Source organism: Geobacillus thermocatenulatus (assembly GCF_002217655.1).
In the GTDB taxonomy this organism is placed as follows: Bacteria; Bacillota; Bacilli; order Bacillales; family Anoxybacillaceae; genus Geobacillus; species Geobacillus thermocatenulatus.
On the sequence record NZ_NEWK01000001.1, the window covers coordinates 1482521 to 1509324 of the forward strand.

Sequence of the window (26804 nt, forward strand, 5' to 3'; positions counted from 1 at the left end):
GAACCGGATTCGTCTGTTTTATGTATGATTGGCTTGCAATTGTTCCATCACCGTCAAATACGCTTGAATGAGTGCTACTTTCATGCCATCCGGCAAGTCAGAAGCGGCCACCCGCTTAACGGCGTAATAAAACTTCACTTCAGGCGATTGTCGCACGCGCGGATGCGTCCATTCATCGCGCAGCTCCTGCCTGATCGTTTCATACAAAAGAGTTTGGCTTTCTTGTTCATCAAGCGGTCCGTCCGCGAGCGATCGGTTCGGCCAAAGGCGGCGGTAGGCGTCAAGCAAAACGGAAAATGAATGATTCATCGCATCCATTCCTCCTTCGTTGATGCTCGTTTTTTATCTTATTACATTACATTTACATTATAGTTGATGTGAGCAGCCATTACAGGGGGGCAGTCTGCAACATTGCGAATGGAAATTCCAGTTGACATAGAAAGTCAGGCGTAATATAATCAAAATCGCCGCTTCACGACAGCGCGATGCCAAGAGGCAAACGGCAACGAAACAATCAAAAAATGTGGTTGACAAACAGCGGATGATAAGTATAATAAAACATTGCCGCGACGTAATAAACGGATAAACGCGGCAGAAACAAAGCAGAGAAAACAACGCTTGACATTTTGAAAGATTTGTTTATAATAATAGTTGTCGTTAAGTTACAAAAGCAGTTGCTTGTTCCTTGAAAACTGAACGAAACGAAGCGCGACGAAAAGCTGAGGCCGCTTGCCTATCGGCGAAACGCGCTGGGAGGCCCGCGAGCGGGCTTAGCCCGCCAAAGCGGGACACGAAGCGTCGCGAGCCGATAGCGGCCGAAGCTAGACAATCCGAAAAGCCAATCAACTTTCTTTTGGAGAGTTTGATCCTGGCTCAGGACGAACGCTGGCGGCGTGCCTAATACATGCAAGTCGAGCGGACCGAACGGGAGCTTGCTCTCGTTTGGTCAGCGGCGGACGGGTGAGTAACACGTGGGCAAGAGATTTCCCACCGCGTTAGGCGGGTAAGATCCCTCGAAGATGACGAGGTCGATAGGTCCGAGGTGGAAGCGTGGCGACACGTGGAGCTGACGGATACTAATCGATCGAGGGCTTAACCTAGAAAAGCGCAGGCGAGCGGTTCGCCGCGACGGGCAAATGTTCTTCACCTCGAGGGGTGCTGGCACCCCGAGGGGGAAGGTTATTTGGCAGAAGAGAGCTAGGCGCTGGAACTGGACAAAGAAAAGCGCAGGCGAGCGGTTCGCCCCGGCTTCTTCCCGAAACGGTTATCTAGTTTTGAAGGAATGAACTTCCTTCACCATTACAACGCGGAAGTAGTTCAGTGGTAGAACACCACCTTGCCAAGGTGGGGGTCGCGGGTTCGAGTCCCGTCTTCCGCTTCCCAATATGCGCTCGTAGCTCAATTGGATAGAGCATCTGACTACGGATCAGAAGGTTAGGGGTTCGAATCCTCTCGAGCGCGTTTCATTATCTTTAAAAAAGATATTGACAAAAAAGCAATTTGCCATTATATTTTTATTGCGATCGTTTTTAAGACAAGTTCACTGATATGGATTATGCGGGTGTAGTTTAATGGTAAAACCTCAGCTTCCCAAGCTGAAGTCGTGGGTTCGATTCCCATCACCCGCTTTCCTTTATTTTATCGTGAATATTGTAGAGTATGCTCTGTTGATGATGCTCCAACAACTTGGCAGGATCGAGCAACGAGCAATAGCTTCTTTGGAACAACTATGAGTTGCCCCGACGCATCAGGCTTCTTCGAGTAAGCTTGTAGAGGAAGGGGCAGCGGAAATAATGAGAGTGTCGTGATTGCTATGTCCCAGTAGCTCAGTAGGATAGAGCAGCGGCCTTCTAAGCCGTCGGTCGGGAGTTCGAGTCTCTCCTGGGACGCCACTTACATACGATTGGTCAGGGTTAACATTGCTGAAATCCTTGATATGACCGCATTCGCGGTCGTTTTTCATTTTTTGGGAATCTCGAAAAAACGATAGGATCCGAAAAAATTTTGCACGAATTTTGCACTGTGATCACAAAGGCATTATTTTGTTCCTTCTCGTCTATGATGTGAGAGTAGAAATCTTCATTTGAAAGAGCGTGCAAACGTTCCAAAAGAATGTACAAAATCTGGAACAATCCGCAAACATTTTGCGCATGATTTCCGAATCCTCCTGAAATGATTTGAAAAAGGATTCTGAAATAATGTGATAATTTCCATTAGAATATTATGAAGAGAATGCTAATTATATTTGAATTATAATAAATATTGAGAAAAAAATGATTAGTGTTAGTATTTGTATTGAATGTAATATTCAGTATTTTTTAGGAGGTGGTTCTATGTTAACTAAGACAGGAATTGTTCTAGATCAGGTCGAAATAAATAGGAGAATAAAAGAAAAAATTTTGAAAGATTGGGAATTAGAATGTTATCAAAGTTTTAGAGATAATATTCTAGATAAGGAACATCCTTATCCTTGTTATTTTGCAGTAGAAGCTGAGAAAAAAAGGTTTGTCACGATATATTTTTGTACAGTCGACAACTAAAGATGAATTATTAAGACTACGAGACGGTTTATATGAATACATTAAGACATATAGAAACATTGGGAAACGAACTGCTTTAGTAACATTTTTTAAACCTCCGAAAGAAGTTGTGTATGCAGAATATTACAAAGGACAGTTTTGGAAAGTGTTACAATTTTTAACATCTTTCCGAAAGAAGTCTCCCACTTCGAAACGAAGTGAAAGTGGGAGATGAATTTCGGGTAGGTACAGCCTAAAGTTGTCTCTTTTTTTGTGTGTTATGATATAATCAGTTTTAGAAAAAATATATCGAAAATCAAAGTATGAAGTGATGTGGCGTCGATATGGCAAACAAAGCCTATCAGTTCCGTCTATACCCAACAAAAGAACAAGAACAACGGCTCACCAAAACCTTCGGTTGTGTCCGTTTCGTGTATAACAAAATGCTTGAAGAGCGCATACAAATGTTTGAACAGTTCAAGGACGATCAAGAATCCTTGAAACAGCAAACATGTCCGACCCCTGCCAAGTACAAAAAGGAGTTTCCTTGGCTAAAAGAAGTGGACAGCCTTGCGCTGGCAAACGCCCAATTGAATTTGCAGAAAGCGTTTCAACACTTCTTTTCTGGCCGCGCTGGATTTCCAAAGTTCAAAAACCGCAAGGCGAAACAGTCGTACACCACAAATGTGGTGAATGGCAACATGAAGCTTTCAGATGGCTATATCAAGCTGCCCAAACTGAAATGGATCAAGCTCAAGCAACATCGGGAGATTCCTGCCCACCATATCATCAAGGCTTGTACGATCACGAAAACCAAAACAGGAAAATACTATTATTTCTATTCTCACAGAGTACGAACATCAACCTGCACCAAAAGCAGTACAAACTGTTGTTGGGCTTGACTTTTCCATGAATATGCTGTATGTCGATAGCGAGGGTAAGAGAGCCAATTATCCTCGATTCTATCGCAAAGCATTGGAAACATTAGCGAAAGAACAGCGTAAATTGTCTCGTAAAAAGGAAGGCTCGAATCGTTGGCATAAATTCGTTTGGTGTAGTAAGTAGCCCACGAGAGCAAGCCCAGCACTTGGAGTAATCGCTTCATCTGTCAACACAAACCGAATCGGGAAATCTTTCATGACATTCACCTACTTGATGAAAAGTCGTTAACGTCGTTTTCCCTTATCGTATCCATGGTTTGCGACTATTGTAAAGATGTTTTGTCACGGATTCAGGTTTTATGTGACAGATGAAGAAATTGCTGAAATTACTTACAAATGTAAAAGCACTTAACCAATCAAAACGGTTATGTGCTTTTTTATTTTCTCGTCTTTTTAGCATTTGTAGACGTTAAAGAACAAAGCAGTTCGCGGCCGCAACCACCATTGAAAGTTCCTTTGGTTGGCCTTATCGCATATTGGATCGAATTTTGTTTTGCAAATGAAAACAAATTGAAACGTTCCTTTCGGCGAAAGTTTGTTAAAATGTATAGGATAGAAATAAAATTCGAAAACGTGCCATACAATGAACATGCATGGCAAATATACGAGTCAGGTGATCGACATGGGGTTTGAACAGCAGCTTGTTCATAAAACATTTTATGAGACGCTTGTCGAGGCGGGGGAACGCGACGTTGTCAGCGCGCTTGGCGAGATGTTTTTCGCGGCGCATCGGGATGGCGCTGATTTGTCGTCGATTCGCTTTGCCCAGGGGGAAGTGTATTTCCACCGCCGCGATTATGAAGCGGCCATTTTTAAATGGGAACAAGTCCATCGCGATGATTTGCGCCCGTGGGCGCAAAAAAACATCGCCGACAGCTGCTATGAGCTTGGCCGTCTCGAGCTGGCCGAGGAGCTGTACCGTTCGATTGAGACGGAAAGCGAAACGTTGCAGGCGGAAATCATGTTGCGTCTGTTTTCGCTCTACCGTGAGCTGGGGGAAAATGCGAAAGCGGATGATATGATTAAGCGCGGGGTGTCGCGGTATCCGGATTATCCGAATATGACCGAATGGGCGCGCGCCTTTTTCGAGGAGCAAGGTGATTGGGAAAGCGCCCTCGAGCTTGCGTTAGGAGAGACGTTGCGGACATCGGCGCGCCGCTGGGTAGACATCTTGATCGGTTATGTGGAACAAGGACATGCGAGAACGATGGCGCCTGAGCGATTTTCACGCTGCCTGGCGCTGCTGTATGAAACCGATCGGGTGAAATTTGAGCGGCTCGTGCAGGCGCTATGGAACGGGTATCGAGATGGCGACCTTTATTTTTCGTGGCTGGCGGAGTGGAACCGCCTTTATGAGGAGTTGGCGATCGGCCGCGACTATGACTGGAAGAGAATTCCTAGCCTTTTAGGGGAAGCCTATGCAGGATTGATGAAAGGCCCGTACCGATTAAAAGAGTTGGTGGAAGTGGTGCCGCCGCTTGTGAAAAGCTGGATGAGTTTAGCCGACGGTCCGGAGGCAGCAGAAGCGGCAGCTGCCTTGTTGGCGTGGAGCGAGAAATTTCCTGAGGCGTTTCAAGAAGAGACGATCAACGACGCCGCTAAGCGGCTCGTTCATGCGAAACGGCCGGCTCGGGAAACGGGTGTGTCGCTGTTTGACGAAATAGCCGATTGGGCGGAAGAGCAGCGGGCGGGTTCGCACTTCCGCTTTCGCTGGGTCGTGCGGCAGTTGTCTGATTCGCGGACGCATTATGTTTTGGTCGCTGGAGCGTCGCGCCATGAACGGTTGGCGTTTTTGCGGACGCTGGTCGGCGAGGCGGCGTTGGCGGCTCCGTCTGCGCCGGTGCTGGCATGGAGAAACGGTGGGGAGATGGAAGTGGCGAAAATCAGCGACGATCAGTTTACCGTTTTCTCGAGCATTGATGAATTTCAACAGGCGGCGGGAGGACGCGCCAGCCGATTTCCTGATGATGCTGTCATTGAATGCGCGGCGCCGTTTTCACTCGTGCCGCAAGGGATTGTCTTGCTGGATATCGGGCCGCTCGGCGGGCGCGCTTCATTCGACCATGAAGCGTTCGTATCGCTTTCGCTCGCTGACAGCGTTCTTTTTCTTCTGAACGGCGAAGACCCGCTTTCCAGCGCTGATGAGCAGCTGTTGCTGCGGCTTCATGAGCGGGCGCCGCATGCGCCGATGTACGTTTTGCTTCCTCCGGGTGACGGGATGGTGGATGAAGAGGAGACGGCGCGAATGGTGGAGGAAGTGGAAGCTCACGTTCGTGCGATCGTGCCGGAAGCCCGTGTTATCGTCTATTCCCCGCATGCGCCAAGCCGCAAACAGCAGCAAGCCCTCATCGGCTTGCTGGAGGAGATGCGCCGATGCGTGTCTCCTATCCGCCGCGAGGAAGCGATTTTAACGACGATCGGCCGGTTCATCGCTCATTTGTTCCGGCAGCGGGCCGAGGCGGAAAGCCGGTTGGCGGAGCTGGTCGTATGGAAAAGAGAAATGGCGGCCAAACTGAGCGGCGCCATTCATCAGCTTGGCGACCTGCAAGAGGAGAAAACGGTCAAAGCGGCCAAGTCGTTCCACACCGTCTTGGCGGACATGCGGGGCGAGCTGTTGACGGCGATTCCCGATCTGTTGCGCAACATGGCGGAGCTGGTGAGCGAAGACAGCGATTTTTCCCGTTTGCCTCTTGAACTGAACGACAAAGCGAACGAACGGCTTCGCGCTTATCTCAACGAAGAAGTGTTGCCAAAGTTGCGCCGCGCCATGGAACAGTGGATTGCAGCGACGGAGGACGAATTCAATGAATGCCAGGCGTTTTTGCGTGAAATGGGCGAAGGGTTTAACGCCATGTTCGGCGAGGAAAGGCTCAAGCTGGAATGCGAGTTTCGCATTCTCGCCGATTGGCGGCGCGACACAGATCGATTGATAAGCGGAGCGCAAATGGAAAAGGTGAACATTTTCCTGCGGAGAACGCCAAGCCAGCTGCTGTTGAAAGGAGCGGGCAAACTGCTCGGCGCCTTCGCGCAAAACAAGGCGATGCTGGCGCAAAAGTATAAACAGTTCATCCAGACGCAAGATTACGCTGAGGCGGCGGAGGCGGTCATCGAGCAGTTGCTGCTGCCGTTTGAATGGTTTGCCAAATCGCTTGAGCGCGACGTTGCCCAATTTTTCCACGCGCCATTGACGGAGCTTAAGGAAACGCTGAAACAGCTGGAACTGGAGATCGCCGCCCAGGAAGGAGAGCTCAAACATATGCGCAAAAATCCAGAAGCATACCGCGACCCGCTTGTCCTCTTTGGCATCCGTTTGCGGCAATGCGAACAGCTGGCGCAGGCGGCTGCGGCGACGATTCACGTGTAACCATCGGCTGATTGCTGGTGTTGGGCGGGCTCAAACGGACTTTTCACCGCAGGGCTTGCGTATGTGATCCGTTTGACGAAAAAAGAGCGAAAACTGCGCCAAAACGGCCATCCCCCGGTCGATGCGGGGGAAAGATGGAAAAAGGCTGTTGACAAAAGGGGCTCGCCCCGCTTTTGGCAACAGCCTTGTTTTCTTGCCAGAGCAACTGTGAAATGGAGGGTTATTGCAGCTCAAACGCCCAGTTGCCGCTGCGGAAAATCGGCTCGCGCTTCCCGTCTTTCGTCACGCCGTCGATGTTCAGTTCGGCCGAGCCGATCATAAAGTCGACGTGGACGAGGCTGTCGTTGACGCCGCGGCGGTCAAGCTCCTCTTTGGAAAGAGAGGCGCCGTTTTCGATGTTCGTCGGATACGCCTTGCCGAGCGCCAAATGGCAGGCGGCGTTTTCGTCAAACAGCGTGTTGTAAAAAATGAGATTGGACAGCGACACCGGCGATTGGTGCGGCACAAGGGCGACTTCGCCGAGGCGGCGCGCCCCGTCATCGGTGTCAAGCAAGTGCTTAAGCGTCTCATATCCTTGTTCGGCGCTGAAGTCGACGACTTGCCCGTCTTTGAACGTGAGCGTAAACCCATCGATCACGTTGCCGTTGTAATTGAGCGGCTTCGTGTTGCGCACCGTGCCGTTGACGCCATCTTTATGCGGCATCGTAAATACTTCCTCGGTTGGAATGTTCGGATTGAAGCGCACGCCGCTTTGGCTCGTCGCTGCGCCGCCGTGCCAGACGTGCCCATCGACGAGCTCGACTGTGAGATTGGTGCCGGGTGCTTCGTAAACGAGCTGTTTGTATTGCTTGTTGTTTAAGTAATCGACGATGCGGGCGAGCCGGTCGTTATGTTCGCGCCAGGCAGCGATCGGATCGTCATGATCGATGCGGGTGATGCGGAAAATCGCTTCCCATAGTTTGTCGATGGCTTCTTCATCGCGCAGATCGCCAAATACTTTTTGCGCCCACGCTGGCGTGGGGACGGAAATGAGCGACCAGCAGTTCCGATCGGCCATAATGGCGCTCCGGTAGTTGGCGAGCGCTTGCGCCGCTGTTTTATTGGCGGTCGCGATCCGCTTTGGATCGACGTCTTTTAACAAGTCCGGGTTCGGGGCGTAGATGGATAAAAAGGCAGCGCCTTGTTCGGCGAGTTCTTCCATCGCTCTCGCCCGCCACATCGGATATTCGGAAAACGCTTCCTCGGGGGCGTGGTGAAATTTGATGTATGTAAGCGCCTCGTCGTTCCACTCGACATACACGTGCTTCGCCCCAGTTTCATACGCGGTTTTGGCGATTTTGCGGACGAGCGGCGCCGCTTCGAGCGGGGCGTTGACGAACAGCGTCTGCCCGGGCTGAATGTTCACTCCGACTTTCACCGCCAGTTCGGCGTATTTGTCCAATTCCTTCTCCCAACGGTTCATCTTGTTCACTCCTTTTTTGGATTCATCTCCACTTTATTATAATTCCCGCCGCCTCGCAACTTAGGGAGCTTTACATGTGGATGCTGTCCGGACGAGAGCGAAACGTTCCGATGTAGGACGCGCCTCATATTGGAATAACAGGATAGGTTGACACATATGTAAAGAGTAAAAGAAGGTTCCATGGTGAAGAGCAACAAACTTCGTTGTCACCGGCACTATCGTCGCAGCCTGATGATAGTGCCATTTTTATGAAAAGGGGGTGGGATGGCGGAGCAAAAAAGATAGGGACGTACTGGCATCAAGTGTGCGCCTGCGCAAAACCACACAAACAGGGAGGAAACAGCGATGAATGGCATCATCTTGGCGGAACTCGTGCTGTATTGTTTTGTGATGGCGGTGCTTGGCTATTGGTATGGAAAAAAGGAGATGAGCCACTCCGACTTTTTGCTTGGCGGAAAAAAACTCCCCGGTTGGGCGCTCGCGTTTTCCGAGCGGGCGACAGGCGAATCGGCATGGCTGTTGCTTGGCTACACGGGTTTTGTGTTTGCAAGCGGCCTTTCTGCCATTTGGGTGGCCGTCGGCATTGTCATCGGCATTGTGTGCGCCTGGCTCTTTTTGGCGGACCGTTTCCGCCAAGAAGCGGAGCGACATGGAGCGCTGACCTTGCCCGGCTATTTAGCCAAGCGGTTCGGCGCCCACGGGCAAACGATTTTATGGCTTTCGACCGTCCTTATTTTTAGCTTTATGATGTTTTACTTCAGCGCGCAAATTGCGGGAGCGGGCAAGACGTTGTTTGCCGTGTTTCATATCGATCCGAAGCTTGGCATGGTCATCAGCGCGGTGATTGTCATCCTTTTGTCGTACACCGGCGGATTTGTCAGCGTCGTCTGGACGGATATGATTCAAAGTGTGCTCATGTTGGCCACGCTCGTCATTTTGCCCATTGTGGCGCTCGTGGAAATTTATAGCGGCGGGTTGTCGATCAGTGAAGCGCTCCATCACGCGAAACCAGGGCTCGACTCATGGACGGGGGGAGTGACCGGTGTGGCGCTTGGGCTATTGTTGTTTAACAATTTTGCCTGGTTTTTCGGCTATCTAGGCGGCCAGCCGCAGCTAAGCGTCCGCTTTATGGCTCTAAAAGACGCCCGTGAGGCGAAAACGGCGAAGACGGTCGCCATCGTTTGGACGCTGTTGGCCTATGGCGGAGCGTTTTTGATTGGTCTGGCGGCGATCGCCCTTTACCAAGGGCGCTCATTTGCCGATGTTGAAACGGTGTTGCCGCACATGGCGCTCGACTTGCTGCCGCCGTGGCTCGCGGGAGTGCTTTTGTCCGGCATTTTGGCCGCAATCGTGACAACGGCCGATTCGCAGCTGCTCGTGATCACGAGCGCCATTAGCGAAGACATTGTCCGCCGCTCGCTACGCCTCCGCCTGTCGGAAAAACGGCTTGTCGCGCTTTCTCGGGCGGTGGTGGTCGTTGCCGGGCTGCTCGGTTTAGTGCTGGCGATGACATCCGAGTCGCTTGTGTATTTTATTGTCAGCTGGGCGTGGGCGGGAATCGGCTGCACGTTGTCACCGGCGATTTTACTCTCCTTTTTCTGGAAACGGTATTCCGGCATTGGCGTCATCGCGACGATTGTGGCCGGTTTTGTCAGCACGGTCATTTGGATTTCCTCTCCGCTTGAGGCCATCGTTAGCTCGCGGTTTACGACATTTGCCATTGCGCTGGCGGCCGGGGTGCTGTTTAGCCTGTTGTTCCCTCACCGGCAGCGGGCGATGTGACCGATCACGTCAGTACATGAACATGAGGGTGTCCCGAAAGAGGCGGGGCACCTGTTTCGATTGTTGTCTATCTACACGGAATGCTTGATTTGAGAAAAGGCGGGCGTTTCGGCCGGCCTGGTGCTGTGTTGATCGCCGTTTTGTCAACGCTGTTCGCTGTCCAAACATTGACGTGCGATCTGGGTGCACGCCTCAAAGACGCTCTTATGTCAACGTTTAAGGAAAAGTCATATTCGTCATGATTTAGCCATAACTTTTTGACTGTATTGTGAAATAATGAACAAATTCATTTCATTGAGCCAAAAACGGATTAAGGTAAAAGTGTAAAGAACCATTTGAAAAACGAAAGGGGAGAAACACGATGGTTGTCAAATGGCTGCGCGAACATGTCACGGCATCGGCGTTGATGGTAGTGCTAAGGTTGTATTTAGGGTATGAATGGATGATGGCGGGATGGGGAAAAATCACGCAAGGGTTTGACGCCACCGGATTTTTAAAAGGAGCGTTGGCGAAAGCCGCGGGCGAACACCCGGCCGTGCAAAGCTGGTGGGCAGGTTTTATCGAACACGTGGCGCTGCCGAATGTCGGATTGTTCAACGTTCTCGTGCCATGGGGTGAATTTCTTGTCGGGATCGCGCTTATTCTCGGATTGTTTACGACGTTTGCCGCCCTCATGGGAGCTGTGATGAACTTCGCCTTCATGTTCTCAGGCACGACGAGCACGAACCCGCAAATGGTGCTTCTTACCGTCTTTCTCCTCGTCGCCGGGGCCAATGCGGGACGCTACGGTTTGGACCGGTGGGTGTTGCCATATCTCCGTCACTGGTGGACGGATAAAACGCATCGTCCGCACCGTCCGGCGGCAGCGCATCAATGACCGCCATCAAGCCGCGTGCGCTGCTTCAGGCTTCCTCCTTTTCCGAACGGCCGCTCCTTCTCCAACGTGGAAGGGGGCGGCCGTTTGCCGCGTCGGAGAAAATAGTTGGGCTGTTCGAGAAAGGAAATTGACGAATGACGGCGAAATGATATGCATATGGATGAAGCAGGAGACGTGAACAAGTGTTTGAAAGCGTTTTCTAAAAGGGGACATACTAATCGTTCAGTATTTTTAACATCTTTCTGAAAGAAGTCTCCCACTTCTAAACGAAGTGAAAGTGGGAGATGAATTTCGGTTAGGTATAGCCTAAAATGGTCTCTTTTTTGTGTGTTATGATGAAAAATGAAAGGCTGTTGTATCAATGAAATTAGACAATAATAACCATTCAGTGTTCCTATTGTATTATCATCTTGTGCTGGTTGTAAAATATCGCAGACAAGTGATTGATGATCTATGCAAAAGATATGTTTGTGAGATTGGGTAAAAATTACAATATTTCCTTGGTCGAATGGAATCACGATATGGACCATGTGCATATTTTGTTCAAAGCACATCCAAATAGTGAATTATCCAAGTTCATCAATGCCTATAAAAGTGCAAGTTCTCGACTGATCAAAAAGCATTTTCCGCAAGTGAAAAGAAAACTGTGGAAAGAATATTTTTGGTCAAGAAGCTTTTGCCTGCTTACAACGGGTGGTGCGCCCATTGAAGTAATCAAAAAATATATCAAAAATCAAGGTATGAAGTGATGTGGTGTCGATATGGCAAACAAAGCCTATCAGTTCCGTCTATACCCATCAAAAGAACAAGAAGAATTGCTCGCCAAAACCTTCGGTTGTGTCCGTTTTGTGTATAACAAAATGCTTGAAGAGCGCATACAAATGTTTGAAAAGTTCAAGGACGATCAGAATCCTTGAAACAACAAACATTTCCGACCCCTGCCAAGTACAAAAAGGAGTTTCCTTGGCTAAAAGAAGTGGACAGCCTTGCGCTGGCAAATGCTCAACTAAATTTGCAGAAAGCATTTCAACACTTCTTTTCTGGCCGCGCTGGATTTCCAAAGTTCAAAAACCGCAAGGCGAAACAGTCGTACACCACAAATATGGTAAATGGCAACATCAAGCTTTCAGATGGCTATATCAAGCTGCCCAAACTGAAATGGATCAAGCTCAAGCAACACCGGGAGATTCCTGCCCACCATATCATCAAGGCTTGTACGATCACGAAAACCAAAACAGGAAAATACTATATTTCTATTCTCACAGAGTACGAACATCAACCTGCCCCAAAAAAAGTACAAACGGTTGTGGGGCTGGATTTTTCCATGAGTACGCTGTATGTCGATAGCGAGGGTAAGAGAGCCAATTATCCTCGATTCTATCGCAAAGCATTGGAAACATTAGCGAAAGAACAGCGTAAATTGTCTCGTAAAAAGGAAGGCTCGAATCGTTGGCATAAACGTGTTGCGGTCGAGTCAAGGAGTCTCTATCGCTTTCTGAGCGTACATTCCGCTGTGAATGTGGATTCGAGAGAGACAGGGACGTCAATGCGGCCATCAATATCAAACATGAGGGCATGAAACGATTGGCGATCGTCTAATTTGTCCTCGAACCGTGGGGCACACGGGGATCGCTCGGTCAACTTCCCATCATGAGATGGGATTACCCGAGAAGCCCCCACCTCTAAGCGAAGCGTAGGTGGTGGGAGTATGTCACTAAGGGATGGTGAAACGGATGAACAAAACACGCCCGTATTGGCCGAGCGGGCTGGCGCAGGAGCTTCGCTATGGGCTCGGCGAACAGCCGCTCTATGGCTATTTGCACCATCGCGGCGAGCAGGAGGCGGACAGGACTGCGTACATCTTCTATAACAAGGTGATGACATGGGGAACTTTGCTTGACCACGTCCGCCGTTTTGCCCGCTATTTGCGGGAAAAAGGGGTGGAAAAAGGAAAGGTGGCGCCGTCTGACTTGATCGAATGGGCGAAAGCGCTTATGGAGGCGTTCAAATATCCGCGCTATATCGAGTTCATCGATGAACTGCCGGCGACGCCGTCAGGCAAAGTATTGCGAAAGCTGCTTCCGAGGGAATAATATCGCGGCGGGGTTTTGGAGCGGGCCGCCCCGCCTTTTCTGGAAAAGGGGGATCACGGTGGAGAATTTGCGGCAATTAACAGACGAATTGATGGTGAAAAAAGCGAGCGCTTGCTCGCCGCTTGGCCGACGGGGTTTTAATGGAAGCTAATGGGAAATCCCCCCTCCGCCAGTGGTGGAGGGGGCTGCGCTTGGCTGTTTCTCTTTCATCGAGGGGCAGCGGTCGGCCACCGCATGTGAAATGTGAAAAGTCGGAACATACATTGACAATCCAATGGAAATGGAATATTCTTTAATTAGAAAGATGTCTAAATATCGAATGTTTTTGTCTGTATTTAGATAATTTCCTAAATATCTAACTATAGACCGGCATGAAAAATCGGTTGCATGCGCCGCATACGAAGCCGTGATAAACGAAAGATGCCCCTTCCTTTAGCGGTTTATCCAACGAAAACTCGTTTGCAAGGTGGGATCGCTATTGTCATTCAACGAAGTGTTTAAAGCGATCGCCGATCCGACGCGGCGGAAAATTTTATCCTTGTTGCGGAATGGGGAGTTGACGGCAGGGGAAATCGCCTCGCATTTCGATATGCAAAAGCCGAGTGTATCGCATCATTTGAAAATTCTCAAGCAGGCTGATTTGGTGCAAGACCGGCGTGAAGGGCAGCATATCTACTACTCTCTGAACACGACGGTGTTTCAAGATTTGCTTCGCTGGTTTTGCGATTTTGTCGAAAAGGGGGAGAAACACGGTGAAGAGTAATCGGCTTGCGATCGTGCTTACGGTTTTCGCCTATGTCATCAGTCTGGCTGCCATTCCTTATTTGCCGGATCAAGTGGCCATTCACTGGAACGCATCGGGTGAAGCCGACGGCTTCAGCAACAAATGGTTGGGCGCGTTTCTTCCGCCCTTATTGATGACATTTCTCATCATGTTGATGGGAGTGTTGCCGAAGTTTGACCCGAAAAAAGAAAGTTACGGCCGTTTTCAAAAAAGCTATCGCATTGTCAACGCGGCGCTCGCCTGCTTTTTCTTGCTCCTGCATATCGCAACATTGGCGTACAATCTCGGGGTTTCGGTCGATATTGGACGGCTCGTGCCGCTTGGCGTCGGAGCGCTGTTGATTGTGCTTGGAAACTACATGCCGAAAATCAAACCGAATTATTTTATCGGCATCCGCACGCCGTGGACGTTGGAAAGCGAAACCGTTTGGAACAAAACGCACCGCCTCGGCGGCAAGGTGTTCATCGTCATGGGAATGTTGTTGATGTTGACCGCGTTCTCGCGCGGAGACATACAATTTGTTCTCTTGATGCTCGTCATCGTTTTCGGCAATTTGTATTTGATCGTCCAATCGTTTCTTTATTTTCGAAAAGAACAGCGCAAACGATCCTAAATAGGCGGAAGGGGGACTTTACATGGGCGCGGCGGGCTAGGTGGCGCAGTTGTGCATGTCGTTGTTCGTTCCGATTGGACTCGTATGGTACGGAAGGAAAAAAGGATGGCTTTCGTGGAAGGCGTTCGGCGTCGGGGCGCTGATCTTTCTCGTGTTCTCGCAAGTGTTGGAAAAGGCGCTCCACATTGCCGTGCTTGAACCGGGACGCCCGGCGCTGAAGGGAACGGACAGCGTCTGGCTCTTTGTGTTGTACGCCGCGCTCGCTGCTGGCGTGTTTGAAGAAATCGGCCGCTATGTCGGGTTCCGCTGGCTGCTAAAGCGACACCGGGAATACGGCGATGGCTTGTCGTTCGGGCTTGGGCACGGCGGGGCGGAAGCGGTGTTGCTCGGGGTGTTGGGCGCCGTCAACGTCATGGTGCTTTCCATTCTCATTCAATCCGGAGCGTTCGACAAAACGATCGCCCCGTCGCTTCCGGTCGGCCAGGCGGAGCTGATCAAGAAGCAAGTGCTGCACACGCCGTTTGCGATGTACGTGTTAGGGGGCTTGGAGCGGCTGTTTGCCTTGGCGGTGCACACGGCGCTGTCGCTCGTCGTTTTGCTTGGCGTGCGCAAGCGTCAGTTCCGCTATGTCGTCTACGCCATCCTCATCCATGCGGCGATGGATGTCCTGCCAGCGCTTTACCAGGCGAAAGTGGTCACGAACGTTTGGGCGGTTGAAGCGGTGCTATTGATTTGGGCGGTCGCCGCTGTTTCGTTTATCTGTCGCATAAAACCAGCATTCGAACAGGGAGGAGAGAAACGATGATTCGTGTCAAACGGCTTGACCATGTGCAAATTTGCATTCCGTTCGGCGCGGAAGACGAAGCGCGCGCCTTTTACACCGGTGTGCTTGGTTTTCAAGAAATCGAAAAGCCGGAATCGCTGAAAGGAAACGGTGGACTTTGGTACAAAGTCGGCGATATTCAGCTTCATATAGGAGCAGAAAACCGCGACGGCTACAACAGCAAAAGCCACCCAGCCTTCGAAGTGGAAGATGTGGAAGAAGCGCGCCGTTATTTGGAAGAACGCGGCGTCGCGACGCAAGACGAAAAACCGATCCCAGGCGTGAAGCGCTTTTCATTTCGCGATCCGTTCCGCAACCGGATCGAGCTGTTGGAAAGAGGATAAATCAGCCGTCGGACCGGGCAATGCGCGGTTGTTCGTTCCGCGATACGTAACCTCCTATGATTTGGGGCATGCTAGAGGCGAAGGAGGGAATGGAATGGAAAGGAAAGCGAACAACAAGCGCGGCGAGAAACTTGCCCGCGCCGCTGACACTCGGACGGCAGGCCGGCCAGTGATGAAGGAGCAAACGGTGCAAGAGGCCTACAAAGAGCGGGAAGAGCTGACGGCCGACTAAAATCAAAAAGCGGGAGAAAGGGCGATTCCTTTCTCTCGCTTTTTTGCGGTTAAGCATGCTCTTGTAAGCTGGCGACCGGCACGCTTTGCTTTTGATTCGGGTTGTCAAGCGGATGGATCGTGGCTACGCCTTTTTGTTGGTCGACATGCTCAATGTAAATGCGCTGGCCGTTGTACGTGACGTTTGCCATCACCGGCGACGACGCGATTTCTTGCGCCCGACGGACATCCATCTGAAACACCTCCTTATTTGCCGATAACACGCATAGTATGACATGTTTGCGATTGAACTATGCATGTGGCTGAGATCGGAAAGAATAATTTCCAAAACAATGTGCTAAATAATCAATTAACAAAACCGATCATCTTTTCCTAGCCGATTCGCATGTTTTAATGTAAACTATTTTTTATAAATAGTTTACATATAAGGAGGATGGAGATGAAAACGGAACTGACCGCCCAGTTGCATGAATGGGAACAAAAAGCGCAAAAGCGCCAGCTGCGCCGGGCAGAGGCGTCAGGCGCTTCGGTCATGTTGGACGGAAAGCCGATGTTGAATTTAGCGTCCAATAATTATTTAGGGTTAGCGGATGATAGGCGGCTGATTGAGGCGGGCTGTGAGGCGATGCGAACCTACGGGGCTGGAGCGGGCGCATCGCGGCTCATCGTCGGCAACCATCCGCTTTACGAACGGGCGGAAGCCGCGTTGAAACAGTGGAAAAAAGCAGAGGCTACGCTTATTTTCAACAGCGGCTATACGGCCAACATCGGCGTGTTGACAGCGTTAATTGGCCGAGATGATCTTGTCTTTAGCGATAAGTTGAACCATGCGAGTTTAATTGATGGCATCCGCTTGAGCAAAGCCGCCTGTTTCCGCTATCGTCATAACGACATGAATCAGCTGGAGTCATTGTTGAAGCAATCTCCGCCCGATAAGCGGAAATGGATCGTCACCGATGCCGTCTTCAGCATGGACGGCGATTTGGCGCCGCTCGAGGAGCTGGTCGAGTTGAAGCGGCGCTACCGCGCTGTGTTGATCGTCGACGAAGCGCACAGCGGCGGTGTGTTCGGACCGAACGGCGAAGGGCTGCTTCACCATTTCGGGCTTGAGAAGGAAGAGGATGTGATCGCCATCGGCACCTTCAGCAAAGCGCTCGGCAGCTTCGGCGCGTATGTAACAGGAGAGCCGTGGCTGATTGAGTATTTGATCAACAGCGCCCGTAGCTTCATTTTTACGACCGCCTTGCCGCCGGCGGTTCTCGCCGCCAATGAAGCAGCTATTCATATCGTTCAATCCGAGCCGGAGCGGCGCGAGCGGCTGCACGCCCTAAGCGAACGGTTCCGCACGAAACTGAAACAGCTTGGGTTTGACACAGGCGGCAGCGAGACGCCGATCGTTCCGGTGATCGTCGGCCCGAACGACCAGGCTGTGGCGATGAGCGAGTTGCTGCAGGAAGCGGGCCTTGCCGCAATCGCCATCCGGCCGCCGACCGTCCCTGAGGGAACGGCGCGCATTCGCTTTTCCGTCACCGCCGCCATGACGGCAGAAGACGTTGATATGGCTGTTGACCGTATCGCTTGGGCAGGAGGGCAGATCGGATTGATTTCATAGGGAAAAACGGCGTCACGAGGAGGAAACGCGTGAGAGAACAAAAAAACCAGCCGAACGTTTTTTCGGCTGGTTTCCTTCGATCGGGATGACAGGATTTGAACCTGCGACCCCACGCACCCCATGCGTGTGCTCTACCAAGCTGAGCTACATCCCGAAATGGTTTGTCAGACATACTTCATTATACAAGAAAAACGGGATAAGATCAATGGCTAATTTTTCATGAAACCATTCGCTCCAATTGTTCGCGAATATCGCCGCGGCATGCTTCACCGTGGTAACAGATGACCGTCTCGATATCAAATTCAAGCAATTTTCGGACAGAGTGCATGGCTTCGCCCATATCAGGTGTGCCGCCGAATTCCGCCCATAAAGTCGCCCGGCTTCGGCGGAGAGGGCGTCGCCGGCGATCAACAGGCGGTTAAACACCTTGAAACACGAGCGCAGTGTCCATCGTTCCGATCACAGAATCGAACGTTTCTCCGCAGGCGATGATCGTCTCGGCGTATCGATCATGTTCGAGTGTGCACTGACGGATCGTTTTGTTGTATGGGTCAACGATCCAGTATTCTTCCACTCCGTAGGCGCAGTACAAATCTTTTTTCAGCGTCACATCGATTTTGTAGGTTGACGGGCTGACCACTTCGATGACGATGAGCGGCCGCCCCTTATAGCCGCCGATGATTTTTTTCCGGCCGTTCGCAATAGACAGCGACATCCGGCTGGATCAACTCGTTCATCACGTTTCCGTTCTTCTCGAGTTTCACGGACAAATTGGAAATCGGTTGACATGGGCTTTTTCCTTTGATCAAGGAAACAAGATTGGCGCAAACGATTTGATGTTCCCATGACGGGGATGGGGACATGTTGATGGCTTCTTGCACGCTCCTCACCTCTTTTTTTATTATACTTGAAACGGTTCTCCTTTGTCTGCAACGGGTTGTTGAGAAAAAGAAAACGCTAGGTTGCCAGGTGGTATTCAAGTATAGTAAAAAGAAAAGAGGAAAGGAGGCCGTTTTCATGCCAGCGCCGGAAAAAGGGCAGCCGTTCACTTATGCGCAATATATGATGCTTGACGAAGATGTACGCTATGAGGTCATTGACGGCCAAGTCTTCAACATGTTTCCCGTTCCAACGCCGAAGCATCAGGCCGTGCAGCGTGAATTGCTGGTGGAATTTGCGGCCTATTTGCGTGGGAAAACATGCACCGTATTTGGCGCTCCGATCGACGTTTGTTTGGCGGATCGGGATGATCCGGAACAAATTCGCGAATGGGTTGAGCCGGATCTCGTCGTTGTCTGCGACAAAAGCAAAATTCGTGAAAAACGAATTGTCGGCGTGCCGGATCTCGTTGTGGAGATTATTTCAAAATCGACGGTGCACAAGGACAAAATCGTCAAATTTCACCGTTACGAGCGGGCAGGGGTGAAAGAATATTGGATTGTCGATCCGATGAATGAGACGATTGATGTCTATGTGCTCGAAGAAGGAAGATTCCGCCATCAAGGGATGTATGTCCGCGATGATACGATTCCTGTCCGTCTGTTTCCCGGATTTGCGATCGAATTAAAAAACGTATTTGCCGAAGAAGAATAAGAAAAACGGCTGCTGTTCAAACCGCATGCTCCCCTTGTTCGTTTGCTGGGACGGATCCATTTCGCGGGGGGTAAGAGGTGGTTGTTTGCCACATTTGGGCATAGAAACGGAAAAAACAGGCGATACTAACGATCGGTGATGCCTGTGTACAGTCAAGAACAATTGGTTCGCTTTGTCGAAGAAGCGAAACAGTACGCCCGCTATGGAAAAGTAGCCGATTAATTCCCGCCTTGGGCAAGGCCGATCCAAATGAACTGTCAGTTGCCGTTTACACCCCGGACGGCAAGGTGGCAAGCGCCGGGGATGTGACGGTGAAAGTGACGCTGCAAAGCATTTCCAAAATTCTTGCCCTGGCCCTTGTGTTGATGGATCACGGAGAAGATGAAGTGTTCCATAAAGTCGGCATGGAGCCGACGGATTATCCGTTTCATTCCATTGCCAAATTAGAGGAAAAGCCTGCCAAGCCGCTGAATCCGATGATTAACGCCGGCGCTCTTGTCGTCACGTCGATGATTCAAGGCGGCTCGGTGTCCGAACGGCTGGAACGGCTGTTAGCGTTCGTCCACCGTCTCGCTGGCAACGAACGCATTTCGTACTCCGACGAAGTGGCCCGCTCCGAATTTGAAACAGCGTTTTTAAATCGTTCGCTTTGCTATTTTCTCAAGCAGCATCGTATCATTGACGAAGATGTCGAAGAGCTGATGGAATTGTACACGAAACAGTGCGCCATCGAAATGACGTGCATCGACCTGGCGCGCATCGGCTTGGTGTTCGCGCTCGACGGGCGCGACCCGCATTCGGGTGAGCCGCTCATGCCGCTTGATGTCGCCCGCATTTGCAAAACATTTATGGTCACGTGCGGCATGTACAACGCATCCGGGGAATTTGCGATTAAAATCGGCATCCCGGCGAAAAGCGGCGTCTCAGGCGGCATTCTCGCCGCCGTCCCGGGCCGGTGCGGCATTGGCATTTTTGGTCCGGCGCTTGACGACAAAGGAAACAGCCTGACTGGGATCAAGTTGCTCGAGCGGCTGTCAAAAACGTATTCATTAAGTATTTTCTAAGGAGGACATCACGATGAAAACATTTACGGTTCAGTTTCACCGCGAAGACGACGTCGAAGCGATGAACGTCGGCAAATTGAGCCAAGAGGATTTTGATAAGGCGACCGAAGGCGGGACGCGGCATCTGTTTGACCTCGACACCAATATCGGCTATTTCGTCTTTTTCGACGCTGAGGACAACGAAGGCAAGGTATCGTATTTAATGCTTCAATATGAAGAAGACAACGAAGACCCGAGCGCGTGCTACAGCTTTGAGCTGAAAGACTTTTACGAATTTATGGCGCTGTATTTGAACGACCTTGAATTCGCGGAAGAAGAGGAAATGACGGAAGACGATGAGGAAGAATACGGACCGATCCACCACCTGGCGCATTTGCTTTATCATATCGTCGAGGAAGGGAAGACGGTGGAAGTGTGAAGGAACATCCCAAGCGAGTTTGCTTGGGGTTCTTTGTTTATAAAGCAAAAAAAGCATTTAGGGACTTGACGAACGATTTTTCGGCAATGTAAGATGGTTTTGTAATCGATTACATAACCAGGGTGCAAAAAGAAGCTGGCAAAGCGGGCAGGGTGACCGACGGCCTAGACAGGTTGCTTTGGTTGAACAGGGAAGCGTGGGAACACTGCACGTTTTCAGCTTCGAGAGGAAAGCAAGAAAGAAGCGGACATGAGGGTGTTGGTCGTTTTTGTATGTAATCGATTACAAAAATGTGTATAGACAAGCAGTGGGGGATGCCAAATCAAACGTCAATGGATGTCATGTTCAGGAGGTGATTCGGGCAGTCGAAGCAACCACTATACGCGATGCCATGCGGTGTTTGACAAATCCAAAATTTAAAGGGGGAGAATGACGGTGAAAAAGACGTTCAAAACATCGGCTGTTTTGTTAGCGCTTACGATGGGGCTCGCGGCATGCTCCGGCGGCCAAAGCGAGAGCCAGACGGGTCAAGACAGCAAAAAAGAAGAAGGGAAAACGAGCCAATCTGAAAAAGTGAAAATTGTCTATGCCCGTGGCCAAGATTCCACGAAAGCGACCGAAAAAATCATCGAAGCGTTCGAGAAAACGCACCCGAACATCGATGTCGAATTTCGTGAAATGCCGGCTGACACTGGGAAGCAGCATGATGCGTATGTCACGATGTTAAATGCGCAGTCATCGGAAATCGATGTCATGGATCTTGACGTCATTTGGCCGGCGGAGTTTGCACAAGCGGGTTATACGCTGCCGCTCGACCGTTTTATTGAGAAAGACGGCATTGACCTCAGCAAATACAACCAAGGGGCGCTTGCGGCCGGCAACTTCAATGGCAAGCAATGGGCGATGCCGAAATTCATTGATGCCGGCATGCTGTTCTATCGCACCGACCTGGTGCCAAAGGACAAAGTGCCGAAAACATGGGATGAACTCTTAAAAGAGGCCAAAGAACTGAAAGGAAAAGGCGGCACGAAATTCGGCTATTTGATGCAGGCCAAACAATATGAAGGATTGGTGTGCAACGCGGTTGAATTTATCGCCTCTTATGGCGGGCAAATCGTCGATCAAAACGGGAATGTCGTGATCAACAGCCCAGAAACGATCAAAGGGCTGAAGAAAATGGTGGAAATCGTCAAGTCCGATGTGGTGCCGAGCAACATCACCACCTTCACGGAACCAGAATCGCATACCGCGTTCATTGAAGGGCAATCGCCGTTTATCCGCAACTGGCCTTATCAATACGCGTTAGCGAACGACAAAGAACAATCGAAAATCGTCGGCAAAGTCGGCGTGGCTCCGCTTCCGGCCGGAGACAAAGGTTCGGCTGCCGCGCTGGGCGGCTGGATGACCGCGATCAACAAATATTCGAAACATCCGAAAGAAGCATGGGAATTTGTCAAATTTATGACAGGGCCGGAGGGGCAAAAAATTTCTGCGATTTATGGCGGCTTAGCGCCGACGCTTCCGGAATTGTTTAAAGATCCAGATGTCTTAAAAGCCAATCCGTTCTTTGCGGAAGAAGGATTTGTCAATGCGTTGAACGCCGCTGTGCCTCGCCCGGTCGTCCCGAACTATCCAGAAATTTCCGAAATCATCCAAATCAACGTATCCAAAGCGCTGGCCGGGGAGCTGACGGTCGAACAAGCCGTGGCCAATATGGAAAAAGAAATGAAAGCAGCCTTGAATAAGTAAGGCGAATGACTGGGCCGGCGCTTGTGGCCGATCTGAATCCGGCCAACGCCGGCCAATCCCCCATCAGCCAAACACGTTGCTTGACCACTTTCGGTTCATTAGCCTTCAGGCCGTCATCTGCCCGGTGCTGAAGGCTAATATCCTTTTCCAAGCAGAAGGGAGAGAACAGCGATGAGGAATGAAAAGCGAATGGAGCGCCTACTAGGCTATTCGCTTGTCGCGCCGGCCATGCTGCTCATTTTAGCGATTGCCATTTGGCCTGTCATTCAGTCCTTTTATTACAGCTTGTTCGACTATCGGCTCAACGACCCGACCAAATCGTCGATTCACTGGAGTTACAGCCTCGATCTGGAAGGATATCTGCAAAACTATCCGTTCCTCAAAAGCGCTCTTAAGCAGGAAATGGCGGCGGCGGATGGACAAACGAAACAAACGTTGGCGCAAATCGAACAAAAGCTTGCGAAACTGGACGCGGCGATCCGTTCGAATGATCAAGTGGCAAGGCAATATGACAAAGTGAACGAAGTGCTCGACAATTTCGAGACGCCAAGCGATGAGCTGAAGATCGCCGAGCTGGACAAACAGACGGCCGAGCGGCTGACCGACACGGTTCATGATGTCGTCCGGGCGCTGAAGGAGATGAAAAAAGCGGGCGAACTGCAGCAGGCGGATAAAGTCGTCGGCTTGGCCGAAGGGCTCGAAGGGGTTGTGATCGAGCCGAACTTTGTCGGCCTCAAGCATTATAAGGACAGCTTCAGCGACATGCGCTTATGGAAAGCGTTATGGAATACGACGTTCTTTACGGTCGTGTCGGTCGCCATTGAGCTGGTGTTAGGGCTCGGAATTGCGTTGCTCATCAATAAGGCCTTTTTTGGCCGAGGGTTGGTGCGGGCGACGATTTTGATTCCGTGGGCGATTCCGACCGCCGTATCCGCTCTGATGTGGAAATTTTTATACGATGGACAAAACGGCATTGTCGCCCACTATTTTGAAACGATCGGTTTGGTCGATCGGATGGGGGATTTGTTGACGACGGAAGCGGGGGCGATGTTTGCGGTCATTTTTGCCGATGTATGGAAGACAACCCCCTATATGGCGCTCTTGTTGCTGGCTGGCTTGCAAACAATTCCTCATTCACTATATGAAGCCGCCTCGATCGACGGGGCCACCAAATGGCAGCAATTCACCCAAATCACGCTGCCTCTGTTAAAATCAAGCATTTTAGTCGCGTTGTTGTTCCGCACGCTCGATGCGTTCCGCGTGTTCGACCTGATTTACGTCTTAACCGGCGGAGGGCCGGCGAACTCGACGGAGACGATTTCGATTTTAGCGTATAAAGTCATGTTCTCGCAGACGAATTTCGGCGCGGGATCGGCGCTGGCGGTCGTTGTATTTCTCTGCGTAGCCATCATTTCGATGATTTATATTAAGTGGCTTGGAAAGGATTTGCTGTCTGACAGCGCGAGTGTGAAACGATAAGCGAGGTGGGATCATGACGAAAAAAGCGGGTCCGCTCTTTTACGTGTTTTTAGCTCTGTTTGTTTTCTTTGTGATGTTTCCGTTTTTATGGGTTTTGCTCAGTTCCGTTAAGCCGCTCAGCGAATTGTTTGGCGACAAAGCGTTCAATTGGTTGACGAGCCATCCGACGTTGAAGTCCTATATATCCGTATTTGTGAATTATCCGTTTTTGCGCTATTTGTGGAACAGCACGGTCGTCGCGACTGTAACGACGGTGTATACGGTATTCGTCGCCGCGTTTGCGGCCTATGCGATTGCGCGACTGGAATTTAAAGGAAAGACGGTCATTCTCGGCTTGGTGTTGGCTGTATCGATGTTTCCGCAAATTGCCACCCTCTCTCCGATTTACATGTTTGTGAAAAAGTTTGGGTTGACGAACAGCTACCTAGGATTGATCATTCCGTATACGACGTTTGCGCTGCCGCTCTCGATCTGGCTGCTCGTCACCTTTTTCCGCAAGATTCCGTTTGATTTGGAAGAAGCGGCGAAAATGGACGGGGCGACGCCGATGCAGACGTATTTTAAAATCATTTTGCCGCTCGCTGTGCCGGGGGTGTTTACGACATCCATTCTTGTGTTTATCGCCGCATGGAACGAATTTTTATTTGCCTTGACGATCAACACAGCGGAAACATACAAAACCGTTCCGGTCGGCATTGCCATGTTCCAAGGCCAGTATACGATCCCGTGGGGCGAAATTTCCGCGGCGACAGTCGTGGTGACGATCCCGCTTGTGATCATGGTGCTGTTGTTCCAGCGCCGCATCGTCTCCGGGCTCACGTCCGGTTCTGTAAAAGAATAAGGAATGACAAAGGGTGCCGGTCGGGCATCCTTTTGTTTTCGGAAACATGAAGCGTGGAGGAGCAGTTCTATCCGCTTCACTCCGTTCATATGTTAATGACAGACGGCTAGCGGGGAGGGATGCGCAAAGGAAAATCTACACAGTAAATATTCTGAATATTAGAAAAAATATAGCTGTCAGACCGGAAGGGGGTGGAATTTCATTTTACTCTTTTTTGGACCAATCAAGAGGAGGGGAAGGCGTGCGATTTGACCGTCCGTTTGAACAGTATGCGCTTGGCGAGCGCCACCGTTCGCGCGGACGGACGATTACAGAAGCGGATATTGTGCGGTTTGCCGGCGTTTCGGGCGATTTTTACCCGCTGCACATGGATCGGGAATACGCCAAGCGGACGCCGTTTGGCGAACGGATCGCCCATGGGATGTTGACGCTGTCGGCAGCGACGGGGCTGTGGATGATGGAGCCGGGAGTGGTTCTGGCGTTTTATGGCATCGATTCACTCCGCTTTGTCCGTCCTGTCAAAATCGGCGATACGATTTACGTGGAATCGGAAGTGAAGCGGTTGACGGAACGGGGCGAGGAAGCCGGGCTTGTGACGGTGCATCAACGGATCGTCAACCAGCGGGAAGAGACGGTCGTCGATGCCGTTGTGCATGTGCTTGTGGCGCGGGAAGGAAATGCCTCTGCAAGAGCTTAGCGGCAAATGGGAGGTTTCGAGAATCGGTTGCAAGCGGTTTCAAAGAAGGGTAAAGATGATTCTTGAAAAAAATGGGCCTTATTGATCGATTTTTCCTGCTGTCAGATCAAATGAACGGGAAGGAGTGTTGCCGATGGCGATGTCAACGATGGATGCGGCCGAATTGAAACGCCAAAAAAAGCGGGCCGCCATATCGAGTGTGGTCGGCACGACGATTGAATGGTACGATTTCTTCCTTTACGGAACGATGGCCGCTCTCGTGTTTCCACAATTGTTCTTTCCACAAGGAGATTCGTACGTCGCCCTGATGCAATCCTTTACCACCTTTGCGTTAGGATTTATCGCCAGACCAGTCGGCGCCGCGATTTTCGGCCATTTCGGCGACCGCATCGGGCGGAAGGCGACGTTGGTGGCCACTTTGTTGCTGATGGGGCTGGCGACAGCGCTGATCGGCCTGATGCCGACCTATGAACAAATCGGCCTGTGGGCGCCGGTGCTGGTGACCGCGCTGCGTCTCATTCAAGGCATCGGGGTTGGCGGCGAATGGGGCGGTGCTATTTTGATTGCGATGGAGTGGGAAGAAGGGAAACGGCGCGGGTTTATGGCCTCGCTGCCGCAAATGGGCGTGCCGTTCGGGCTGCTGTCCTCTTCCCTTGTGACGACGCTGATGCTTGCGGCGGGCGGCGACAGCTTTTATGCGTGGGGATGGCGCGTTCCGTTTCTCATAAGCTTCCTTCTCATCGCCATCGGGCTGTACATCCGGCTGAAAGTGTTGGAGTCGCCGCTGTTCCAAGAAGCAATGAAAAAGCAAGAAACGAGCAAGATGCCGGTCGGCGAGGTGCTGGCCAAACATCCGCGCGAAATTCTTTGGTCAGCGCTTGCGCGGGTGATTGAAAACGGGTCGTTCTACATTTTTGTCACATTTATCGTCAGCTATGGGACGACATTTTTAGGGATGGAAAAAAGCATTTTTGTCAATGTGACAATTATCGCTGCGGTGATCAACGCGCTTTCCATCGTGTATTCCGGGCATTTGTCCGACCGGTGGGGCCGCCGCCGCGTCTACATGACGGGCACGATTTTGTTGATGCTTTGGGCGTTTCCGTATTACTGGCTGGTCAATACGAAAAGCGTCGGACTCATCTTCTTGGCGACGGTCGTGGCCATGGTGTTCCATGGCATGCTGTATGGCCCGCAGGCAGCCATGATCGCGGAAAACTTCCCGACGCGGCTCCGCTACAGCGGCGCGTCGCTCGGCTACCAGCTGGCCTCGATCATCGCCGGCGGCCCAGCCCCGCTCATCAGCACGTGGCTGTTGCACAAATACGGCAGCGCCACCGCCATCTCCTTCTATATCGTCGTCATGGGCTTGATTTCACTCGCTGGGGTGAAAATGCTGCAAGACCGCGCGCGCCAAGCGATTGATTAGATGAATCGGACTGAACACCACTATGGGCGCCTTTGCGTTCGGGCAAAGGCGCTTCTTCTTGCCGCCTGCTAAGGATGCCGGTGGGCGGG

The 26804-nt window shown here is 51.0% G+C and carries 25 protein-coding genes, 5 tRNA genes, 4 pseudogenes and 1 other annotated feature; of the genes and pseudogenes, 27 read left to right on the forward strand and 7 right to left on the reverse strand.

Annotation, left to right across the window (positions count from 1 at the left end; genetic code table 11):
• Nucleotides 1-18: 18 nt before the first annotated feature.
• Entirely contained in the window at nucleotides 19-309 is a 291-nt protein-coding gene (locus B9L19_RS07570; protein ID WP_025949013.1) for a hypothetical protein, read from the reverse strand.
• A gap of 679 nt (nucleotides 310-988) precedes the next feature.
• Nucleotides 989-1088, forward strand: a sequence feature (23S ribosomal RNA rRNA prediction is too short).
• 218 nt (nucleotides 1089-1306) lie between these two features.
• Here B9L19_RS07570 and B9L19_RS07575 point away from each other — a divergent pair.
• The 8 genes and pseudogenes from B9L19_RS07575 to B9L19_RS07610 all read left to right on the forward strand — a co-directional run bounded on the left by B9L19_RS07575 (nucleotide 1307) and on the right by B9L19_RS07610 (nucleotide 6824).
• Nucleotides 1307-1378, forward strand: a tRNA-Gly gene (locus B9L19_RS07575).
• Nucleotides 1379-1387: 9 nt separating this feature from the next.
• Nucleotides 1388-1461, forward strand: a tRNA-Arg gene (locus B9L19_RS07580).
• A gap of 96 nt (nucleotides 1462-1557) precedes the next feature.
• Nucleotides 1558-1628: transfer RNA gene (locus tag B9L19_RS07585), tRNA-Gly, on the forward strand.
• A 187-nt stretch (nucleotides 1629-1815) separates the two neighbouring features.
• Nucleotides 1816-1892 (forward strand) — tRNA-Arg (locus B9L19_RS07590).
• 441 nt (nucleotides 1893-2333) lie between these two features.
• Nucleotides 2334-2540 (forward strand): hypothetical protein, encoded by a 207-nt coding sequence (locus B9L19_RS19305; protein ID WP_025950579.1) that lies wholly within the window; start codon nucleotides 2334-2336, stop codon nucleotides 2538-2540.
• Nucleotides 2506-2754, forward strand: a complete 249-nt coding sequence (locus B9L19_RS19310) for a YqcI/YcgG family protein (protein ID WP_241771969.1) — start codon at nucleotides 2506-2508, stop codon at nucleotides 2752-2754. Before B9L19_RS19305 ends, B9L19_RS19310 begins: the two co-directional genes overlap by 35 nt.
• A 109-nt stretch (nucleotides 2755-2863) precedes the next feature.
• A pseudogene (locus B9L19_RS07605) lies at nucleotides 2864-3563 on the forward strand (RNA-guided endonuclease TnpB family protein); the annotation flags it as partial.
• A gap of 480 nt (nucleotides 3564-4043) precedes the next feature.
• Complete coding sequence (locus B9L19_RS07610) at nucleotides 4044-6824, forward strand: tetratricopeptide repeat protein (protein WP_047752912.1); 2781 nt, start codon at nucleotides 4044-4046, stop codon at nucleotides 6822-6824.
• Between the two features lie 220 nt (nucleotides 6825-7044).
• Here B9L19_RS07610 and B9L19_RS07615 read toward each other — a convergent pair whose 3' ends face one another.
• The gene (locus B9L19_RS07615) at nucleotides 7045-8286 is read right to left on the reverse strand and encodes an aminopeptidase (RefSeq protein ID WP_047752913.1); all 1242 of its coding nucleotides are present in this window, start codon (nucleotides 8284-8286) and stop codon (nucleotides 7045-7047) included.
• A gap of 345 nt (nucleotides 8287-8631) precedes the next feature.
• Here B9L19_RS07615 and B9L19_RS07620 point away from each other — a divergent pair, with 345 nt between their 5' ends.
• The 10 genes and pseudogenes from B9L19_RS07620 (at nucleotide 8632) to B9L19_RS19005 (ending at nucleotide 15834) form a co-directional block, all read left to right on the forward strand.
• The gene (locus B9L19_RS07620; RefSeq protein ID WP_047752914.1) at nucleotides 8632-10068 is read left to right on the forward strand and encodes a sodium/proline symporter; all 1437 of its coding nucleotides are present in this window, start codon (nucleotides 8632-8634) and stop codon (nucleotides 10066-10068) included.
• A 361-nt stretch (nucleotides 10069-10429) separates the two neighbouring features.
• Nucleotides 10430-10945 carry a DoxX family protein gene (locus B9L19_RS07625; protein ID WP_025948855.1) on the forward strand — a complete coding sequence of 172 codons (516 nt, stop codon included), beginning with the start codon at nucleotides 10430-10432 and terminating at the stop codon, nucleotides 10943-10945.
• Between the two features lie 361 nt (nucleotides 10946-11306).
• Nucleotides 11307-11694 (forward strand): annotated as a pseudogene (gene tnpA, locus B9L19_RS07630) (IS200/IS605 family transposase).
• 12 nt (nucleotides 11695-11706) lie between these two features.
• Nucleotides 11707-12544, forward strand: a pseudogene (locus B9L19_RS07635) (RNA-guided endonuclease TnpB family protein).
• Between the two features lie 134 nt (nucleotides 12545-12678).
• Nucleotides 12679-13038, forward strand: coding sequence for an AMP-binding enzyme (locus tag B9L19_RS19760; RefSeq protein WP_047753588.1), 360 nt, complete (start codon nucleotides 12679-12681; stop codon nucleotides 13036-13038).
• Between the two features lie 478 nt (nucleotides 13039-13516).
• Nucleotides 13517-13801: an autorepressor SdpR family transcription factor gene (locus B9L19_RS07645; RefSeq protein WP_047753587.1), complete on the forward strand. Its 285-nt coding sequence runs from the start codon at nucleotides 13517-13519 to the stop codon at nucleotides 13799-13801.
• The gene (locus B9L19_RS07650; RefSeq protein ID WP_025948852.1) at nucleotides 13791-14435 is read left to right on the forward strand and encodes an SdpI family protein; all 645 of its coding nucleotides are present in this window, start codon (nucleotides 13791-13793) and stop codon (nucleotides 14433-14435) included. The genes B9L19_RS07645 and B9L19_RS07650 overlap by 11 nt, the downstream gene beginning before the upstream one ends.
• A 55-nt stretch (nucleotides 14436-14490) precedes the next feature.
• Entirely contained in the window at nucleotides 14491-15240 is a 750-nt protein-coding gene (locus tag B9L19_RS07655; RefSeq protein WP_047753589.1) for a YhfC family intramembrane metalloprotease, read from the forward strand.
• Nucleotides 15237-15602 (forward strand): VOC family protein, encoded by a 366-nt coding sequence (locus tag B9L19_RS07660; protein WP_047753586.1) that lies wholly within the window; start codon nucleotides 15237-15239, stop codon nucleotides 15600-15602. Before B9L19_RS07655 ends, B9L19_RS07660 begins: the two co-directional genes overlap by 4 nt.
• 94 nt (nucleotides 15603-15696) lie before the next feature.
• On the forward strand, nucleotides 15697-15834 hold the full coding sequence (locus B9L19_RS19005) for a hypothetical protein (protein ID WP_167372773.1): 138 nt from the start codon (nucleotides 15697-15699) through the stop codon (nucleotides 15832-15834).
• Between the two features lie 49 nt (nucleotides 15835-15883).
• Here the strand turns inward: B9L19_RS19005 and B9L19_RS07665 are convergent, their stop codons facing one another.
• Nucleotides 15884-16066 carry a small acid-soluble spore protein H gene (locus tag B9L19_RS07665; protein WP_025948849.1) on the reverse strand — a complete coding sequence of 61 codons (183 nt, stop codon included), beginning with the start codon at nucleotides 16064-16066 and terminating at the stop codon, nucleotides 15884-15886.
• A gap of 206 nt (nucleotides 16067-16272) precedes the next feature.
• On the opposite strand from B9L19_RS07665, the gene bioF reads away from it, so the two are divergent.
• Nucleotides 16273-17445, forward strand: coding sequence for an 8-amino-7-oxononanoate synthase (gene bioF, locus B9L19_RS07670; protein ID WP_089113887.1), 1173 nt, complete (start codon nucleotides 16273-16275; stop codon nucleotides 17443-17445).
• Between the two features lie 80 nt (nucleotides 17446-17525).
• On the opposite strand, the gene B9L19_RS07675 is transcribed toward bioF, so the two are convergent.
• The 4 genes from B9L19_RS07675 to B9L19_RS19320 all read right to left on the reverse strand — a co-directional run bounded on the left by B9L19_RS07675 (nucleotide 17526) and on the right by B9L19_RS19320 (nucleotide 18326).
• A tRNA-Pro gene (locus tag B9L19_RS07675) sits at nucleotides 17526-17599 on the reverse strand.
• Between the two features lie 63 nt (nucleotides 17600-17662).
• Nucleotides 17663-17785: a hypothetical protein gene (locus tag B9L19_RS19535; protein WP_256363772.1), complete on the reverse strand. Its 123-nt coding sequence runs from the start codon at nucleotides 17783-17785 to the stop codon at nucleotides 17663-17665.
• A gap of 78 nt (nucleotides 17786-17863) precedes the next feature.
• Entirely contained in the window at nucleotides 17864-18160 is a 297-nt protein-coding gene (locus tag B9L19_RS19315; RefSeq protein ID WP_241771971.1) for a Uma2 family endonuclease, read from the reverse strand.
• Nucleotides 18111-18326, reverse strand: coding sequence for a PDDEXK family nuclease (locus B9L19_RS19320; protein WP_241771972.1), 216 nt, complete (start codon nucleotides 18324-18326; stop codon nucleotides 18111-18113). Before B9L19_RS19320 ends, B9L19_RS19315 begins: the two co-directional genes overlap by 50 nt.
• A gap of 136 nt (nucleotides 18327-18462) precedes the next feature.
• Here B9L19_RS19320 and B9L19_RS07690 point away from each other — a divergent pair, with 136 nt between their 5' ends.
• From B9L19_RS07690 to B9L19_RS07725, 8 genes and pseudogenes are all read left to right on the forward strand, one after another.
• Nucleotides 18463-19038, forward strand: coding sequence for a Uma2 family endonuclease (locus B9L19_RS07690; protein ID WP_047752916.1), 576 nt, complete (start codon nucleotides 18463-18465; stop codon nucleotides 19036-19038).
• A gap of 138 nt (nucleotides 19039-19176) precedes the next feature.
• Nucleotides 19177-20102, forward strand: a pseudogene (glsA, locus tag B9L19_RS07695) (glutaminase A).
• A gap of 13 nt (nucleotides 20103-20115) precedes the next feature.
• On the forward strand, nucleotides 20116-20520 hold the full coding sequence (locus B9L19_RS07700; protein ID WP_025948844.1) for a hypothetical protein: 405 nt from the start codon (nucleotides 20116-20118) through the stop codon (nucleotides 20518-20520).
• Nucleotides 20521-20949: 429 nt separating this feature from the next.
• Nucleotides 20950-22269: an ABC transporter substrate-binding protein gene (locus B9L19_RS07705; RefSeq protein WP_033024004.1), complete on the forward strand. Its 1320-nt coding sequence runs from the start codon at nucleotides 20950-20952 to the stop codon at nucleotides 22267-22269.
• Between the two features lie 171 nt (nucleotides 22270-22440).
• Nucleotides 22441-23748, forward strand: a complete 1308-nt coding sequence (locus tag B9L19_RS07710) for a carbohydrate ABC transporter permease (protein WP_025948842.1) — start codon at nucleotides 22441-22443, stop codon at nucleotides 23746-23748.
• Nucleotides 23749-23761: 13 nt separating this feature from the next.
• Nucleotides 23762-24589 (forward strand): carbohydrate ABC transporter permease, encoded by an 828-nt coding sequence (locus B9L19_RS07715; RefSeq protein WP_025948841.1) that lies wholly within the window; start codon nucleotides 23762-23764, stop codon nucleotides 24587-24589.
• 241 nt (nucleotides 24590-24830) lie between these two features.
• Nucleotides 24831-25286: a MaoC/PaaZ C-terminal domain-containing protein gene (locus B9L19_RS07720; RefSeq protein ID WP_025948840.1), complete on the forward strand. Its 456-nt coding sequence runs from the start codon at nucleotides 24831-24833 to the stop codon at nucleotides 25284-25286.
• 133 nt (nucleotides 25287-25419) lie between these two features.
• Complete coding sequence (locus tag B9L19_RS07725; protein ID WP_025948839.1) at nucleotides 25420-26715, forward strand: MFS transporter; 1296 nt, start codon at nucleotides 25420-25422, stop codon at nucleotides 26713-26715.
• Nucleotides 26716-26804 lie beyond the last annotated feature (89 nt).

Bases quoted from the DNA above. Each gene is read 5' to 3' on its own strand.
- B9L19_RS07570 (WP_025949013.1), bottom strand. From the start codon at position 309: ATGAATCATTCATTTTCCGTTTTGCTTGACGCCTACCGCCGCCTTTGG.
- B9L19_RS19305 (WP_025950579.1), top strand. From the start codon at position 2,334: ATGTTAACTAAGACAGGAATTGTTCTAGATCAGGTCGAAATAAATAGG.
- B9L19_RS07610 (WP_047752912.1), top strand. From the start codon at position 4,044: ATGAACATGCATGGCAAATATACGAGTCAGGTGATCGACATGGGGTTT.
- B9L19_RS07615 (WP_047752913.1), bottom strand. From the start codon at position 8,286: ATGAACCGTTGGGAGAAGGAATTGGACAAATACGCCGAACTGGCGGTG.
- B9L19_RS07620 (WP_047752914.1), top strand. From the start codon at position 8,632: ATGAATGGCATCATCTTGGCGGAACTCGTGCTGTATTGTTTTGTGATG.
- B9L19_RS07625 (WP_025948855.1), top strand. From the start codon at position 10,430: ATGGTTGTCAAATGGCTGCGCGAACATGTCACGGCATCGGCGTTGATG.
- B9L19_RS19760 (WP_047753588.1), top strand. From the start codon at position 12,679: ATGAACAAAACACGCCCGTATTGGCCGAGCGGGCTGGCGCAGGAGCTT.
- B9L19_RS07655 (WP_047753589.1), top strand. From the start codon at position 14,491: ATGTCGTTGTTCGTTCCGATTGGACTCGTATGGTACGGAAGGAAAAAA.
- B9L19_RS07660 (WP_047753586.1), top strand. From the start codon at position 15,237: ATGATTCGTGTCAAACGGCTTGACCATGTGCAAATTTGCATTCCGTTC.
- B9L19_RS19005 (WP_167372773.1), top strand. From the start codon at position 15,697: ATGGAAAGGAAAGCGAACAACAAGCGCGGCGAGAAACTTGCCCGCGCC.
- B9L19_RS07665 (WP_025948849.1), bottom strand. From the start codon at position 16,066: ATGGATGTCCGTCGGGCGCAAGAAATCGCGTCGTCGCCGGTGATGGCA.
- bioF (WP_089113887.1), top strand. From the start codon at position 16,273: ATGAAAACGGAACTGACCGCCCAGTTGCATGAATGGGAACAAAAAGCG.
- B9L19_RS19535 (WP_256363772.1), bottom strand. From the start codon at position 17,785: ATGGGCGAAGCCATGCACTCTGTCCGAAAATTGCTTGAATTTGATATC.
- B9L19_RS19315 (WP_241771971.1), bottom strand. From the start codon at position 18,160: ATGTCGCTGTCTATTGCGAACGGCCGGAAAAAAATCATCGGCGGCTAT.
- B9L19_RS07690 (WP_047752916.1), top strand. From the start codon at position 18,463: ATGCCAGCGCCGGAAAAAGGGCAGCCGTTCACTTATGCGCAATATATG.
- B9L19_RS07700 (WP_025948844.1), top strand. From the start codon at position 20,116: ATGAAAACATTTACGGTTCAGTTTCACCGCGAAGACGACGTCGAAGCG.
- B9L19_RS07705 (WP_033024004.1), top strand. From the start codon at position 20,950: ATGACGGTGAAAAAGACGTTCAAAACATCGGCTGTTTTGTTAGCGCTT.
- B9L19_RS07710 (WP_025948842.1), top strand. From the start codon at position 22,441: ATGAGGAATGAAAAGCGAATGGAGCGCCTACTAGGCTATTCGCTTGTC.
- B9L19_RS07715 (WP_025948841.1), top strand. From the start codon at position 23,762: ATGACGAAAAAAGCGGGTCCGCTCTTTTACGTGTTTTTAGCTCTGTTT.
- B9L19_RS07725 (WP_025948839.1), top strand. From the start codon at position 25,420: ATGGCGATGTCAACGATGGATGCGGCCGAATTGAAACGCCAAAAAAAG.